This window comes from Bacillus sp. AG4(2022) (genome assembly GCF_031844465.1).
GTDB classification, from domain to species: Bacteria; Bacillota; Bacilli; order Bacillales; family Cytobacillaceae; genus Bacillus_AB; species Bacillus_AB infantis.
The window spans coordinates 528,149-544,059 of the sequence record NZ_JAUZVH010000001.1; the positions used below are offsets into that span (position 1 = coordinate 528,149).

Below are 15,911 nucleotides of genomic sequence, written 5' to 3' on the forward strand. Positions count from 1 at the left end.
GATGCCTGGAGAAGCGTTCAGAAATTAGCGTACACAACACGAAAGAGTGGGTTGCCCCACTCTTTTTCGAGAGTTATCCTTAGTATTTCCAATAAAACTATACCATAACCAAATTTTTTATGCAAATGGAATAGCCGTGCTGGCAAGGGTTTGCCATGCCAGCAGAGTCAGCAGCCAAACGTCTGGTTTAGAATAATGACAGCTGGTTTTGATCAGGGAGCGACTCCAGGCAGCCGTGATTATCCAGGTACTCAAGGATTGTTTTGGAAATCCTTCCTCTTTGCTGGAGATCTTCTTTAGAAAGAAACTCCCCTTCTCCCCTTGCCTTTACAATGTTAAGGGCTGCATTTGTGCCAAGCCCCGGTATTGCATTGAATGGCGGGATGAGAGAATCGCCGTCGATGATGAAATCAGTTGCATCCGAACGGTATAAGTCCACTTTCGAGAATTTATAGCCGCGTTCGTTCATTTCTAGAGCAAGCTCCATAACGGTAAGAAGGTTCTTTTCCTTTGGAGATGCGTCAAGTCCTTTTGCGTTGATTTCCTCGATCTTCGCCCTGATTGCCTGTGATCCGCGGACCATTGCTTCCACATCAAAGTCTTCAGCCCTGACCGTAAAGTAGGCCGCATAGTAAAGGAGGGCATGGTGGACTTTAAAATAAGCGATCCGGACAGCCATCAGCACATAGGCGGCAGCATGTGCTTTCGGGAACATATATTTAATCTTTTTGCAGGAATCAATATACCATTCCGGCACTTCATTTTTTCGCATTTCTTCTTCCATATCATCAGAGAGTCCCTTTCCTTTACGGACCGACTCCATGATCTTAAAGGCAAAGGCAGGCTCCAGCCCCTGATAGATCAGATAGACCATGATGTCATCACGGCAGCCTATTACTTCACTCAGAGTACAGATGCTGTTATGGATAAGCTCCTGTGCATTGCCGAGCCATACATCCGTCCCGTGCGACAGGCCTGATATCTGGACAAGCTCAGAGAAGGTGGTCGGCTTTGTATCCTCAAGCATCTGGCGGACAAAGCGCGTCCCGAATTCCGGTATGCCAAGCGTCCCTGTTTTACACATGATCTGATCTTGAGTAACGCCCAATGATTCAGTCCCGGAGAAAATCTTCATGACCTCGGGATCATCAGTCGGTATTGTCTTAGGGTCGATCCCGCTCAGATCCTGGAGCATCCTGATGACAGTCGGGTCATCATGGCCGAGTATATCGAGCTTCAGGAGATTATCATGAATTGAATGGAAGTCAAAATGGGTCGTCTTCCATTCAGATGTTCTGTCATCGGCCGGAAACTGGATCGGCGAGAAATCGAAGATATCCATATAGTCAGGGACAACGATGATACCCCCCGGATGCTGGCCGGTTGTTCTTTTTACGCCTGTGCATCCTGATGCAAGGCGGTCAATCTCTGCACCGCGGATCTGCAGGTTGTTGTCCTGCTGATATGCCTTAACATATCCGTAAGCCGTTTTATCTGCTACAGTGCCGATCGTTCCCGCACGGTAAACATTGTCTTCACCGAACAATACCTTTGTGTAATTATGTGCCCTCGGCTGATATTCGCCTGAGAAGTTCAAGTCAATATCAGGGACTTTGTCCCCTTTGAATCCAAGGAACGTTTCAAACGGGATGTCATGGCCGTCTTTGCGGTAGGGAATATCGCAGGTCGGGCAGTTTTTGTCAGGAAGATCAAAGCCCGATCCGACAGAGCCGTCGTTAAAGAACTCGGAATGCTTGCAGGCCGGGCAGACATAATGCGGCGGCAGCGGGTTTACTTCCGTAATCTCGGTCATGGTTGCGACAAAAGAAGAACCGACCGATCCCCGCGAACCAACGAGATACCCATCATTCAGCGATTTTTTTACTAGCTTATGAGAGATGAGATAAATAACGGCAAATCCATGGCCAATGATGCTCTTAAGCTCTTTTTCAAGCCTGGCCTCGACGATTTCCGGCAGTTCATCCCCGTAAATCCGCCTTGCCATGTCATAGCTCATATTGCGCATTTCTTCATCCGCACCATCGATTTTCGGAGTGTACAAGTCGTCCTTGATCGGTTTAATGGAATCTATCATGTCGGCAACTTTATTGGTGTTTTCGACAACAATTTCCTTTGCCTTTTCCTTGCCGAGGAAGGAGAAGGCGTCGAGCATTTCATTGGTTGTCCGGAAATGTACATCCGGGAGCTGGTGGCGGTTCAGCGGATTGGCGCCGCCCTGTGAATTGATCAGGATCTTCCTGTATATTTTATCAACAGGATTCAAGTAATGGACATTCCCGGTAGCTGCGACAGGGATGTCCAGCTTTTCACCAAGCTTCACGATATTCGAAATGATTTCTTCCAGTGCTTTTTCATCCCTGACCAGCTCCAATTCAATCAGGTGTGCATAGACAGCTTTTGGATGGACTTCAAGATAGTCATAAAAGGAAGCCAGATCTTCAGCTTCTTCCGGCCCCTTCTGCATCATCGCTTCAAAAACCTCGCCGCGGTCGCAGCCAGAGCCGACAAGGATACCTTCCCTGTACTTTTCAAGCAATGAACGGGGAACCCTCGGAACCCGGTAAAAATAGTTCATATGTGAAATGGATACAAGTTTAAATAAATTCTTAAGGCCCGCCTCTGTTTGGGCCAGCAGTGTGCAATGGGACGGACGCGCCCTTTGGTAGGCATTGCCCTTGCCCATATTGTCATTAAGCTGATTATGATATTCAATGCCTTTTTGCATAACCTCTTTGAGCATCTTGATCAATAGATAACCTGTAGCTTCAGCATCATAAATGGCTCTGTGATGCTGTGTGAGCTCAACATCGAATTTCTTTGCCAATGTGTTCAGGCGGTGGTTCTTCATCTCAGGAAGCAGGAATCTTGCTAGTTCCAGAGTGTCGATGACAGGGTTGGCGGCTTTGCCGAGACCATATCTTTTATACCCTGTATTCAAAAAGCCCATATCAAATGAAGCGTTATGGGCAACCAGGATATCATTCTGGGACCACTCTTTAAACCTGCGGAGCACCTCTTCTACCTCTGGGGCATTCCTGACATCGTCATCCGTGATGCCTGTTAAATCTATCGTTGTCGCTGACAGAGGATGATGCGGGTTCGCAAATGATTCGAATCTGTCTATGATTTCGCCGTCATGTATTTTGACAGCCGCAAGCTCGATGATCGTGTCATAAACAGCGGAAAGCCCTGTTGTTTCGACGTCAAAGACGATATACGTACCTTCTGCCAGAGGGATCGGGGCAGAATTATAGGCAATCGGAACGCCGTCATCAATCAGATTGATTTCGACTCCGTAAAGGATTTTAATATCATTTTTCTTTCCGGCACCAAATGCCTCAGGGAATGACTGCGCCACGGCATGGTCTGTAATGGCAATCGCCTTATGGCCCCATTTTTTCGCCTGTGATACCAGCGCACTTACCGATGAAACTGCGTCCATCTGGCTCATAGGCGTATGAAGGTGAAGCTCGACCCGTTTCTCGTCTTCCGGTGCCGTGTCTTTTCTCAGGACCGGCTTAATCTCATTAATGTCGTTTCCGATCATGACCAGGTCACGAACAAAAGTATCATTCTGAATGCTTCCGCGCACCTTCACCCACATGCCTTTTTGGACATGCTGGAACAGGGCTGCATCTTCTTTATCGCGCGAGAACATTTTGACCATGATGGAGCTTGTATAGTCTGTGACCTTAAAAGTCAGCAAGGTCCTGCCGCTTCGGAGCTCTTTTGTTTCAGCTGCAAAAATAAAGCCTTCAACCGCAACCCTGCGCTCTTCATCGACAATTTCCTCAAGACGCCTGAAGTCGGCATCGTCCTTGATGGTAAGGCCGATAGAAAGCGGTCCCTGCAGTTCGCCGGAGCCTGAGTCTCCCTCGGCTTCTTTTTTCTGCATATCGATCATTGCCTGGCGGCCCCGTTCCTGATCTTCCTGCTGCTTTGCCTTCAGGAATTGCTCATATTCGGCGTTTGATGAGGAATCGGCATTTATTTCTGTATCGATTGTCAGCATGGGAAAGCCAAACGTCTGGAAGACATTCGCTATCATGCCGGCATACTTCCGCTTGATCGCCAGCCCTTCCATTTCATTGCGGACATTCAATATGACTTTCGTTCCCTGAACCTTCGGCGTCTGTTCATTCAGAAGCTTGATCAGCGGAGGTGATATCCCCTCGATTTCCTGGATGCAGCTTTTCCAGTAATCCAGGAGAAGCTCTTGTGTGAAGTTCTGGTCTGCCACTTCTATCGTAAAAGATGTGTTTGCTATATGTGAAAATGTTTTTTCAAGCTGGACAGAAAACCGGCTGAAGACACTGCATGGCAGGATGCTGTCAAACATGAAGTAAAAATGCCATTTCTTCGCTTGCTTTTCTATTACTACTTTGTCTATTTGTGCATTTTCGAAATGCTTTACAAAGGCATCTTCTGTGAGTTGAAGCTGCTGGAGCAAGAGGTGGAATCGCTCTTTTTTGCCTGTGGCATCGCTCATCGTTCTCTCTCCTATCCTTAAAATCTATTTTCTATTTGTGATTGTTTTTTTGGTTAGAAACATTAGTCATTATACCATAAAGAGTGGGTGTGTTTTGAAAAAGAAATAGTGTGAAAATGAAGTTGGTTTTAATTTGGCATGTCTACTTTTTAAAGTCTTTTACATTATCAATTAGAACAATGATATCTAACCCCTGGAGTAATTTGGTTGTGATTTGCAGAAAAATGCCTGCTGTATATGAGTCTGTTGATTTGCGTTGCAGGCACTTCGCTTTCCGTGGGGCGGAGTTGAGCCTCCTCGCGCTTGCGCGCTGTGGGGTCTCAACATTTCCGCTATCTCCCACAGGAGTCTTCGTGCCTTCCACTCCAATCAACAGGGGCTTTGAACTTTTTTTGCGTATTAAATTTCTGAAAACTTAATTCTTATGCTCTATTCCTGCAAATTGTTTCTGCTTTTATATGGGGTGTTGATTTCCGTTGCAGGCACTTCGCTTTCCGTGGGGCGACGCTGAGCCTCCTCACGCTTGCGCGCTGCGGGGTCTCAGCCTTGCCGCTATTTCCCACAGGAGTCTTCGTGCCTTCCACTCCAATCAACAGGGGCTTTGAACTTTTTTTGCGTATTAAATTTCTAAAAACCAAATTCCTATGCTCTATTCCTGCAAATTGTTTCTGCTTTTATATAGGGTGTTGATTTCCGTTGCAGGCACTTCTCTTTCCGTGGGGCGGAGTTTGAGCCTCCTCACGCTTGCGCGCTGCGGGGTCTCAGCCTTGCCGCTATTTCCCACAGGAGTCTTCGTGCCTTCCACTCCAATCAACAGGGGCTTTGAACTTTTTTTGCGTATTAAATTCTAAAAACCAAATTCCTATGCTCTATTCCTGCAAATTGTTTCTGCTTTTATATGGGGTGTTCAGTTCCGTTGCAGGCACTTCGCTTTCCGTGGGGCGGAGTTTGAGCCTCCTCGCGCTTGCGCGCTGCGGGGTCTCAGCCTTGCCGCTATTTCCCACAGGAGTCTTCGTGCCTTCCACTCCAATCAACAGGCTTTTATATTTTTTTTGCAGTTCTAATAACTTTTAATATCCTACATAGAAATGAATCTTTCACTAACTGTTTTCCCCAAATGAAAACGGACCCCGCAGCGGGATCCGTCTATAGTCTTAAATTACTTTTGTGAAGTAAGGATGGACGCAATATGCTCTAATAGCTGGTCTTTGTGGATTTCTTCCATTTCGCCTGTGCTTCTTACTTTTACTTCGACGATGCCTTCGGAGGCTTTTTTGCCGGCTGTTATTCTGACTGGAAGTCCGATGAGGTCGGCGTCGGCAAATTTTACGCCGGCTCTTTCGGGCCTGTCGTCAAAGAGTACTTCGTAGCCATTTCCACGGAGTTCTTTGTAAAGCTCTTCTCCGAGGCCTGCCTGTGCTTCGTCCTTCATGTTTACGGCAATGACGTGAACCTTGAATGGCGCGAGATCTGCCGGCCATATGAAGCCTTTGTCATCGTTGTACTGTTCGGCGATTGCTGCAAGGATACGGGATACCCCGATGCCATAGCAGCCCATGATCATCGGCTGGGTACGGCCGTTCTCGTCAAGGTAAACGGCATTCATTGCTTCACTGTAGCGGGTGCCAAGTTTGAAGACATGGCCGACTTCAATGCCCTTTGCAAAAAGGATTTTGCCGTTTCCATCCGGCGAGAGGTCGCCTTCCTGGATAAAGCGGAGATCGGCAAATTGAGAGACTTCAAAATCGCGTCCGGCATTGACATTGATATAGTGGAATCCTTCTTCATTCGCACCGCATACGCCGTTCACTACTGCTTCCACAGCATGGTCTGCAACAATTTCAACATCTTTAGCGCCGATTGGGCCCAGTGATCCTACAGAACAGCCAAGGATGCTGCGTGTTTCTTCCGGAGAAGCCAATTCAGCCGAAGCAGCTGAGAAGAGGTTCTTCAGTTTAATATCGTTTACCTCGTGGTCACCGCGGACAAGAACCAGCACATATTTGTCATCAACCTTGAAAAGAAGGGATTTAATGCATTCCTCGCTTGACACATTCAGGAATGAAGACACTTCTTCAATCGACCTTTGATTTTCCGTCTGGACCTTTTCCAATTCCTTTGGAGCGGCATCACTTTTCGCATATGCGTTGATGACTGGTGCCATTTCAACATTGGCAGCATAATTCGAAGCATCGGAATAAGCAATCGTATCTTCCCCGATATCGGAAAGCACCATGAATTCATGGGTATCTTTTCCGCCCATAGCGCCAGAATCAGCAATAACTGCCCTGAAGTTCAGTCCGCAGCGTGTAAAGATATTAGAGTAGGCTGTAAAGAGCCTGCTGTAAACTTCATCAAGGCTTTCCTGTGAAGAATGGAAAGAGTACGCATCTTTCATGATGAATTCGCGCCCGCGCAGAATTCCGAAACGCGGCCTCTGTTCATCCCTGAATTTTGTCTGGATCTGATAAAGCGTCAATGGCAGTCTTTTATATGATTTTACTTCGTCACGTACCAGGCTGGTGATTACTTCTTCATGGGTTGCACCCAAAGCAAACTCCCGGTCATTACGATCCTTTAATCTCATAAGCTCTGGCCCGTATGTATACCATCTTCCTGATTCCTGCCACAGCTCAGCCTGCTGGAGCGCCGGCATCAACAGTTCGCTCGCCCCTGCGTCATCCATTTCTTCCCGGACGATGGCCTCGATTTTCTGCAGCACTTTTCGTGCCATTGGCAGATAGCTGTATACACCCGCTGCGTTCTGGCGGATGAATCCTGCCCTGAGGAGAAGCTGGTGGCTTCTGACCTCGGCATCTGCCGGTACTTCTCTTAAAGTTGGGATAAGTGTCATGCTTTGCTTCATAATCAGCACCTCTTCGTTTCATATATTAATTCTTAATCAGTGTAAGGGCTCGTCCTGTTTCCCGGGTATCCGGAGAAAAAACTGGGCTATCGCCGGTTCTGGAGATAGCCGCAGATGTTTATTTTATTCTATTGCAGGAAGAAACGCTGGATATCATTCCATGTGACAACAAGCATCAGCAGCATAAGGAGGGCGAATCCGATAAAATGGACCATCCCTTCCTTGTTGCGGTCAATCGGCTTGCCCCGCAATGCTTCCACTGCAAAAAACATAAGCCTCCCGCCATCAAGTGCCGGAATTGGGAGCAGATTCATGATTCCAAGGTTGATGCTCAGTATTCCTGCCCATTTCATCAGATAATAGATGCCTGATTTAGCCACTGTATCTGTTGATACATAAATGCCGACAGGGCCTGATAAAGCATCAATGGAGAACTGGCCTGTGACAAGCTTACCAAGCATGACGAAAATTTCTTTCGTCCATGTGTATGTTTCTTCTGCACCATAAGCGATGGCTTTCAGCGGAGATTTCTCCATCGGGCTGTACACGCCGATTATGCCAATGGTTTCTTTGCCTTTTTCCCCTTCAACTTCCCTTGCCTCAGGAGTTACAGGGATTTCAAGCTCTTCTCCGTCGCGGCTGAGGATGAAATCCAGCTCTTTACCTGGACTCTTCTGGATGATTTCCACCACATCGTTCCAGCTAGAGATTTCAGCGCCATTGATGCTCTGGACCTGATCTCCTTCAAGGAGGCCAGATTCCTTCGCAGCTCCATCAGGAGTCAGCCGGCCAAGCTCAGGTTCGTTTGTCGGCATCCCCTGAAGAAGACCGATCAGTACAAATACGACAAATGCAAGGATGAAGTTCATCATCGGTCCGGCAAATATGGCCATGGTCCTCTGTCCGAGCGTCTTGGAAGCAAACTGCCTGTCATACGGGGCGATGAGCGTTTCCACACCATCCTCGACAAGGAGAGCATCCTTGTTGATCGGATATGAAACAAGCCTTTCTTCCTCTTCACCCTCGGCATAGCCGCGGATGACAAGATCATGCTCGATGTCGGCATATTCCACTTCAATCGGCCTTGCATCCGGATATTTATCTTTATTATTAAGGATGATTTTGCTGACCCGTTCGTCATTATCCAAAATCAAACCAACACGATAGCCCGGTTTGATTTCCACCATTTCAGGATCTTCCCCTGCCATCCTGACAAATCCCCCAATCGGAAGCAGACGGATGGTGTAGACAGTTTCTCCTTTTTTATGGGAGAACACCTTGGGGCCGAAACCTATGGCAAATTCACGGCAAAGAATGCCGGCCCTTTTGGCGAATACAAAGTGCCCCAACTCATGGAAAAAAACAAGGGCTCCGAAAATGATAATAAAGGCTATCACAGTATCCAAAAATATAACCACCTTTTTTTAGAGGTTGTTCAGTAAGAAAAGCGAAAGCTGCCCGCGCCGTGCGGCAAAGTCTGCCTGGCCCTCATCCTGCAGGCTTCAAGGGTAACAGGCTGATAGGTTTTTATTTGACTTTTCGCCAGCCGGCTTTCCCGCAAGCGGATGGCGCATGGAGCCGGAAAGGCGGCAATCTTCAAGCGCCAAAACCCTCTTTGGATCTCCTCTTTCCTGTACTGAACACCAGCTTATAGAAGCGAGTTTACCAGCTGCCTTGTCTGACGATCAACTTCCTGGATTTCCTCGAGGCCCGGGTTATCTGAAACAGCATGCTTTTCCATAGCCTTTTCGACTAAATCCTCTATCTGGAGGAAAGTGATTTTACCTTCCAGGAAAGCTGCAACCGCCGCTTCGTTAGCTGCGTTCAGGACAGCAGGAAGTGTGCCTCCCCGCCTGCCGGCATCAAATGCGAATTGCAGGCAGCGGAATCGGCTGTAATCCATCTCCTGGAAATGAAGCTGTCCGATTTCTGCCAGATTAAGCTTCTTGCCGGTCCGGTGGGGAAGGCGGTCCGGATATGTCAGGGCGTACTGTATCGGCACCCTCATATCAGGCGTCCCCAGCTGGGCGATGACAGAGCTGTCATGGAATTCCACCATAGAATGGATGATGCTTTCCTTATGAAGAAGGACCTCAATTTTTTCATATGCTATAGAAAACAGCCAATGGGCCTCTATCACTTCAAGACCTTTATTCATCATTGTTGCAGAATCAATGGTTATTTTAGCTCCCATAGACCAGTTTGGATGGTTTAAAGCCTGTTCAACAGTCACATCTTTGAGTTCTTCCCTTGTTTTATCGCGGAAGCTTCCCCCGGACGCTGTAAGGATGAGTTTATCGATATTCTTCTCTTTTTCCCCCTGAAGCGCCTGGAAGATAGCGGAGTGCTCACTGTCGACAGGAAGAAGCTCCACACCGTTTCTCCTGGCTGCATCCATGACGATATGGCCTGCAGTGACAAGTGTTTCCTTGTTGGCAATCGCAATTGTTTTCTTTGCTTCAATGGCATGAAGTGTCGGCTGAAGGCCGACGCTGCCAAGGACAGCGTTAACGAGGACATCTGATTTTGGATGTACGGCTGTTTCTATAAGCCCTTCCTGGCCATAAGCAAACTTAATTCCCGGGAACTCGCCTGCGAGTGTGTCTGCATCATTCTTCTCTGCAGCCGCTACCAGCTCAGGTTTGAATTCCGACATAATTTTCCTGCCAAGTTCAAGGTTTCTGCCGATGCTCATGCTGGCCAGCCTGAATTGCTCTGGATGCTCCCTTATGACATCAAGGGTCTGGGTGCCGATAGAACCGGTTGCCCCCATTAAACTAATATATTTCACTATTGTTCAACTCCTATTGTTTCAACAAGCTAGACTCTCCCGGCTAGTTAAGCAGCTGGAAAAAATGCAGAAGCGGCCATACGAATAAAAGGCTGTCAAACCTGTCCAGGATGCCGCCGTGCCCGGGAAGGATTGTCCCGGAATCTTTCACTTCATAATGCCTTTTAAGCGCCGATTCTGCCAGATCTCCTATTTGGCCGAAGATAGACAGAACAATCGTGATGAAAGTAAGCTGCAGCAGTGTCGCGTCTATATCAGTCAGCAGGACGAACAGAACTGCAACGGCGACCGCGCATACGACCCCGCCTATAAAGCCTTCCACCGTTTTATTCGGACTGATTTCAGGCCACAGCTTGTTTTTCCCCATGGCTTTCCCGATAAAATAGGCACCGGAATCTGTTGCCCATACAATGAATAAAGAGAAAAAGATAAATAAAATGCCTGCTTCACGTGTTTCAATAAAATAGTAAAAGCCAATCCCCACATATATGGATGCAAGAATTGAAAAGGCTGCATCATCAAAAGTAAATCTGTTCTTTGATGCCACGGTATAGGTCAGCAAAAGCAGGACAGCAAGCATCCCGATTTCTGTCTTTGATCCGGCAGCAAACTGCAATGCCGGCCATTCCTGTGCACCATCAGGAAGCATCAGCCCCCATAATAGAGCAAGTGTAATAATGCCGGGCACTGATAACATCTTAAGCCTGCGCATTTTCAATACTTCAAATAAAGCCGCGGCGGCAAGCACATAGGCAAGCAGCACAACCGGTGTCCCTCCGTATATGACAACAGGGATTAGTATAGCTCCAAAAATGATCGCTGTTATGATTCTTTGCTTCATCTAGTTTTCAACACCTTTATTATACTCCTCCGAACCGCCTCTGACGGTTTTGGAACACCTCAATGGCCTCGAGCAATTCTCCCTCAGTGAAGTCCGGCCATAATACATCTGTGAACCAGAACTCCGTATAAGCCAGCTGCCACAGCATGAAATTGCTCAGGCGGATTTCTCCGCTTGTCCGGATCAGAAGATCGGGATCTTCCAGCCCTTCAGTCATTAGGTAGGCTGAAAAAACTTCTTCATTCAGTTCGCTTTCTTCCATTATGCCACTTTGGCAATCATTTAAGACCCGTTTGACGGCTTCGAGTATTTCTGCCCGGCTGCCGTAATTGAGAGCAAAGTTCAGAATGAGGCCATCATTGTCCTTTGTTTCTTCCATTGCCTTTTCAATCGCTCTGAGTGTATGGCCCGGAAGCTTATCTTTATAGCCTATCATCTGGACACGGACATTTTCCTCAACCAGCTCTGGAAGGAAAGTTCCCAGGAATTCTTCCGGAAGCTTCATGAGATAATCGACTTCAAGCTTCGGCCGTTTCCAGTTCTCAGTCGAAAAAGCGTAAAGGGTCAGAGTCTTGATTCCGAGCTCGTTGGCAAGCTTAGTCGTCCTCCTGACCACCTTCATCCCTTCATGGTGCCCTGCTATTCTCGGCAGGGCCCGCTTTTTGGCCCAGCGGCCATTCCCATCCATTATTATCGCTACATGAGAAGGTACTTTTTGTTCCCTTATTTTTATTATGCGCTCTCGGAGATCGGAAGAAGGTGCTTGGTTCTTCCATTTTTTAATTTTATTTAACATAAGACGGCTCCTTCAAAATGCGTTTCTCTTATCCTCCGAAAAAAGATCTTTCCCCAAAATGTACGATTTGCCTGTTCCCAAAATCCGCACGTTCTTATCATACCAAAAATAAATGAAGATATCTCTATAAAAAAGAATATGTAAACATAATAAAAATAAGAATACAAGAAGCAGCACATTATGGCAGGATGCCATAATTATGCTCCATATCGCCATATGAGCAAAAAAACCCCCTATATACATAGAGGGTTCTTGTATATTTAGCTGATATAACACCGGAAAAAGAATTAAACCTCAAGAATTTCTTTTTCTTTGTCTTTTGTGATGCTGTCGACCTTTGTGATATGCTCATCTGTCATCTTCTGGATGTCATCTGAGTAGCCGCGAAGGTCATCTTCAGTAATCTCGCCGTTTTTCTCCAGCTTCTTCAGATCATCGTTGGCATCGCGGCGGATGTTGCGGATTGCGACCTTTGCATCTTCTGATTCTTTTTTGACTACCTTCACAAGCTCTTTCCTGCGTTCCTCAGTCAGGGCAGGGATGGCAAGGCGAAGCAGATTCCCGTCATTCGTAGGATTCAGGCCAAGGTCAGATTTAATGATCGCCTTTTCGATTTCTCCAAGAATGCTCTTATCATAAGGCTGGATGACGAGAAGGCGGGCCTCAGGCACGGAAATTCCAGCAAGCTGGTTGACCGGTGTAGGCGCCCCATAATAATCCACAGTGATCCTGTCAAGCAGCGAAGCGCTTGCCCGGCCTGCGCGGATGCTTGCAAGCTCCCGTGAATACGCCTGGATTGCTTTTGTCATACGTTCCTTCGAGTTTGAAATAACTTGTTTTGGCATTATTTATTCCCCCTGACGATCGTTCCGATTTTTTCACCGCATACGGCACGCTTAATATTGCCGTTATCCATAATTGAGAATACAATAAGCGGAATATTATTGTCCATGCATAAGGAGGAAGCTGTTGAATCCATTACGGCAAGCCCCTCTTTCAGGACATCCAGATAAGACAATTCTTCATATTTAACCGCATTTACATCTAGCCGAGGATCTGCGGAGTATACCCCATCTACATTATTTTTCGCCATTAAGATAACTTCTGCTTCGATTTCAGCAGCACGCAATGCTGCTGTAGTATCTGTTGAAAAATACGGGTTGCCAGTACCGGCTGCGAAGATTACGACACGCTTTTTTTCCAGATGGCGGATTGCACGCCTGCGGATATAAGGCTCTGCAACCTGGCGCATTTCGATGGATGTCTGAACGCGTGATTCAACATCCAGCATTTCAAGGCTGTCCTGAAGGGCAAGGGAATTCATGACAGTTGCAAGCATGCCCATATAGTCTGCATTCGCCCTGTCCATCCCCATCTCTTCCCCGATCTTCCCGCGCCAGATGTTGCCGCCGCCTACGACGACCGCCACTTCGACCCCAAGATCGGAAACTTCCTTCACCTGCTGCGCAACCGACTTGATGACAGAAGGATTAATGCCGAAGCCCTGCTCTCCTGCTAAAGCTTCACCGCTTAATTTTAAGACAACTCGTTTGTATTTAGGGCTGCTCATAAGAACCTCCATATGTATTGGAATTACATGATTTCTTGAAAAAGAGGGAACACAATGTGTTCCCCGATTACCTTCATAAAAGCAGATTCAACGGCTTTTATCTATTATTTTTTCACCTGGTTCATAACTTCTTCCGCAAAGTTGTCTTCGCGCTTTTCAATGCCTTCTCCTACTTCGTAGCGAACGAATTCGCTAAGAGTTCCGCCAGTTGATTTTACGAAGTCGCGAACCTTTTGGTCAGGATTCTTAACGAATGCCTGGTCAAGGACACAAACGTCTTCAAAATATTTGCTCAAACGGCCTTCTACCATTTTTGCAACAATGTTTTCAGGCTTGCCTTCGTTTAAAGCCTGCTGAGTCAGAACCTGGCGCTCGCGCTCTACTTCTTCAGCAGAAACTTCATCGCGTGACACATATTTAGGGTTCAATGCAGCAATGTGCATAGCTACGTCTTTAGCAGCCTGCTCATCAGTTGAACCTTCAAGAACAGTCAGAACGCCAATGCGTCCGCCCATGTGCAGGTAAGCACCGAATGCGTCGCTGTCAGTCTTGCTTTTCACTTCAAAACGGCGAAGGGAAAGCTTTTCTCCGATCTTAGCGATTGCAGCATTGATGTGCGCTTCTACAGTCGCACCGTTTTCCATTGTTTGTGAAGCAGCTTCTTCAGCAGAAGCAGGCTTGTTTTTAAGCAGGTGCTCTGCCAATTCTTTTACAAGAACCTGGAAGCCTTCGTTTTTTGCAACGAAATCTGTTTCAGAGTTCACTTCAAGGATGACAGCTTCATTGCCTTGTGCAAGGATGTAAGTTGTCCCTTCTGCCGCGATGCGGTCAGATTTTTTAGCAGCTTTAGCGATACCTTTTTCGCGAAGGAAATCGATTGCTTTTTCCATATCACCATCTGTTTCCTGAAGCGCCTTTTTGCAGTCCATCATTCCAGCGCCAGTCTTTTCACGCAATTCTTTAACGAGTTGAGCAGTAATTGCCATAGTGAAATCCTCCTTAAATATATGTAATTTTCATATTTTCTTTAAAAAAAGGTGATAAAGGGTGCTCCCTATTATCACCTTTACAGACATTAAGCAGTTGTTACTTCTTCCCCTTGCTTAGCTTCAAGGATAGCATCAGCCATTTTACCTGTTAGAAGCTTAACAGCGCGGATAGCATCATCGTTTGCAGGGATAACAACATCGATTTCGTCCGGATCGCAGTTTGTATCAACGATGCCGACGATAGGGATGTTCAGCTTGTGAGCTTCTGCAACTGCAATGCGCTCTTTGCGCGGGTCAATGATGAATAGAGCGTCTGGAAGAGTCTTCATATCTTTAATTCCGCCAAGGAATTTTTCAAGACGTTCTTGTTCTTTTCTTAACTGTACAACTTCTTTCTTAGGAAGCACTTCGAAAGTTCCGTCTTCAGACATTCTTTCGATGTCCTTCAAGCGAGTGATACGCTTCTGGATTGTTTCAAAGTTAGTTAAAGTTCCGCCTAACCAGCGCTGGTTTACAAAGTACATACCAGAACGGAGAGCTTCTTCCTTAACAGAATCCTGAGCTTGCTTCTTTGTACCAACGAAAAGGATTGTTCCGCCGTTACCAGCAAGTTCTTTCACGTAGTTATAAGCTTCTTCTACTTTCTTGACCGTCTTCTGAAGGTCGATGATGTAGATGCCGTTACGCTCAGTGAAGATATATTTCTTCATCTTAGGGTTCCAGCGGCGAGTCTGGTGACCGAAGTGTACACCAGCTTCAAGCAGCTGTTTCATTGAAATTACTGACATGTTAGTTCCTCCTAATGGTTTGTTTGCCTCCGCCCATATCATCTTCAGTCAAAAACTGTACAAAACAGCACCAATTGCCTGAATCCATAGGCGTGTGTATTAACACCATGAGTAAATATAGCACAAGTGACTTTTACAATCAAGTTATTCCTGCCGATTTTGACGAAATTTCAATAATAATGATATTTCAGTTTTCCCCCTGCCAAGTTTCCTGGCTATCTCCTCTTCGGCAAACCCCTGATCGTGAAGGGTTTGGGCCTGTTCCAGGATGGATCCGCCTGCCTGTCCGCTTTCTTCAGGTTCTGCCGGGGAAGGTTCAGCCCCGCTCTGGGAGGCTTCTCCGAGCTCGACAATATCCTCGGGGAAAAGCATATAATCCTCCGGCATCGGCTCCTTCTTTTGGCTGTACGCCTGGGCAGCCTTCTTCTGCATCGAGGAACCTTTTCTCAGATTGGGTGCGGGAGGATCTTTCACTCTGCCCGCACCGGCATCTGCAGCTTGGGCAGCCGCAGTCCCATTAGTTTCAGAATGAACATCCCCTGCAGGCTGTGAGCTTTTTTGAATGTTCCTCAGCAGCTTGTCGTTATCTTCTTTTATTTCTACTATGAAAGCGGCTATTGCATCTTCCACTTCCCTGAATGACTGCCCCTGCCTTTTCTCCATTTCAAAAAGGCGATTTTGGCGCATATACAATAGTGCTACTGCAAAAATGAGAATCAGATTGATAATCAAACTGACTGCCAGCAGAAAAATAGTCATT

Annotated in this window: 11 protein-coding genes; all 11 read right to left on the minus strand. The window is 46.8% G+C overall.

From position 1 onward, the window contains the following. Nucleotides 1-187 precede the first annotated feature (187 nt). The 11 genes from Q9R36_RS02630 to Q9R36_RS02680 all read right to left on the minus strand — a co-directional run bounded on the left by Q9R36_RS02630 (nt 188) and on the right by Q9R36_RS02680 (nt 15,910). Nucleotides 188-4,510, minus strand: coding sequence for a PolC-type DNA polymerase III (locus tag Q9R36_RS02630; protein WP_009795859.1), 4,323 nt, complete (start codon nt 4,508-4,510; stop codon nt 188-190). Nucleotides 4,511-5,669: 1,159 nt separating this feature from the next. Next, nucleotides 5,670-7,376, minus strand: coding sequence for a proline--tRNA ligase (locus Q9R36_RS02635; RefSeq protein ID WP_311224509.1), 1,707 nt, complete (start codon nt 7,374-7,376; stop codon nt 5,670-5,672). A 128-nt stretch (nt 7,377-7,504) separates the two neighbouring features. Then, nucleotides 7,505-8,782 carry an RIP metalloprotease RseP gene (gene rseP / locus Q9R36_RS02640; RefSeq protein WP_094767430.1) on the minus strand — a complete coding sequence of 426 codons (1,278 nt, stop codon included), beginning with the start codon at nt 8,780-8,782 and terminating at the stop codon, nt 7,505-7,507. A gap of 242 nt (nt 8,783-9,024) precedes the next feature. Further along, nucleotides 9,025-10,167: a 1-deoxy-D-xylulose-5-phosphate reductoisomerase gene (locus tag Q9R36_RS02645; RefSeq protein WP_311224510.1), complete on the minus strand. Its 1,143-nt coding sequence runs from the start codon at nt 10,165-10,167 to the stop codon at nt 9,025-9,027. A gap of 43 nt (nt 10,168-10,210) precedes the next feature. Then, the gene (locus Q9R36_RS02650) at nt 10,211-11,008 is read right to left on the minus strand and encodes a phosphatidate cytidylyltransferase (protein WP_094767432.1); all 798 of its coding nucleotides are present in this window, start codon (nt 11,006-11,008) and stop codon (nt 10,211-10,213) included. Between the two features lie 19 nt (nt 11,009-11,027). Then, on the minus strand, nt 11,028-11,804 hold the full coding sequence (locus Q9R36_RS02655; protein ID WP_009795867.1) for an undecaprenyl pyrophosphate synthase: 777 nt from the start codon (nt 11,802-11,804) through the stop codon (nt 11,028-11,030). 287 nt (nt 11,805-12,091) lie between these two features. Next, nucleotides 12,092-12,649, minus strand: coding sequence for a ribosome recycling factor (gene frr / locus Q9R36_RS02660; protein ID WP_009795869.1), 558 nt, complete (start codon nt 12,647-12,649; stop codon nt 12,092-12,094). Next, nucleotides 12,649-13,374, minus strand: coding sequence for a UMP kinase (pyrH, locus tag Q9R36_RS02665; RefSeq protein WP_009795870.1), 726 nt, complete (start codon nt 13,372-13,374; stop codon nt 12,649-12,651). The genes frr and pyrH overlap by 1 nt, the downstream gene beginning before the upstream one ends. Before the next feature lie 104 nt (nt 13,375-13,478). Further along, nucleotides 13,479-14,360 (minus strand): translation elongation factor Ts, encoded by an 882-nt coding sequence (gene tsf, locus Q9R36_RS02670; RefSeq protein ID WP_009795871.1) that lies wholly within the window; start codon nt 14,358-14,360, stop codon nt 13,479-13,481. A gap of 89 nt (nt 14,361-14,449) precedes the next feature. Beyond that, the gene (rpsB, locus tag Q9R36_RS02675) at nt 14,450-15,151 is read right to left on the minus strand and encodes a 30S ribosomal protein S2 (RefSeq protein WP_009795872.1); all 702 of its coding nucleotides are present in this window, start codon (nt 15,149-15,151) and stop codon (nt 14,450-14,452) included. Between the two features lie 144 nt (nt 15,152-15,295). Next, the gene (locus Q9R36_RS02680) at nt 15,296-15,910 is read right to left on the minus strand and encodes a hypothetical protein (protein WP_009795873.1); all 615 of its coding nucleotides are present in this window, start codon (nt 15,908-15,910) and stop codon (nt 15,296-15,298) included. Nucleotide 15,911 lies beyond the last annotated feature (1 nt).

What these genes read in the sequence shown, in the direction of transcription:
- rpsB (WP_009795872.1), bottom strand. Translation starts at nt 15,151, where the DNA reads ATGTCAGTAATTTCAATGAAACAGCTGCTTGAAGCTGGTGTACACTTC.
- Q9R36_RS02655 (WP_009795867.1), bottom strand. Translation starts at nt 11,804, where the DNA reads ATGTTAAATAAAATTAAAAAATGGAAGAACCAAGCACCTTCTTCCGAT.
- Q9R36_RS02630 (WP_009795859.1), bottom strand. Translation starts at nt 4,510, where the DNA reads ATGAGCGATGCCACAGGCAAAAAAGAGCGATTCCACCTCTTGCTCCAG.
- pyrH (WP_009795870.1), bottom strand. Translation starts at nt 13,374, where the DNA reads ATGAGCAGCCCTAAATACAAACGAGTTGTCTTAAAATTAAGCGGTGAA.
- frr (WP_009795869.1), bottom strand. Translation starts at nt 12,649, where the DNA reads ATGCCAAAACAAGTTATTTCAAACTCGAAGGAACGTATGACAAAAGCA.
- Q9R36_RS02650 (WP_094767432.1), bottom strand. Translation starts at nt 11,008, where the DNA reads ATGAAGCAAAGAATCATAACAGCGATCATTTTTGGAGCTATACTAATC.
- Q9R36_RS02635 (WP_311224509.1), bottom strand. Translation starts at nt 7,376, where the DNA reads ATGAAGCAAAGCATGACACTTATCCCAACTTTAAGAGAAGTACCGGCA.
- Q9R36_RS02680 (WP_009795873.1), bottom strand. Translation starts at nt 15,910, where the DNA reads ATGACTATTTTTCTGCTGGCAGTCAGTTTGATTATCAATCTGATTCTC.
- tsf (WP_009795871.1), bottom strand. Translation starts at nt 14,360, where the DNA reads ATGGCAATTACTGCTCAACTCGTTAAAGAATTGCGTGAAAAGACTGGC.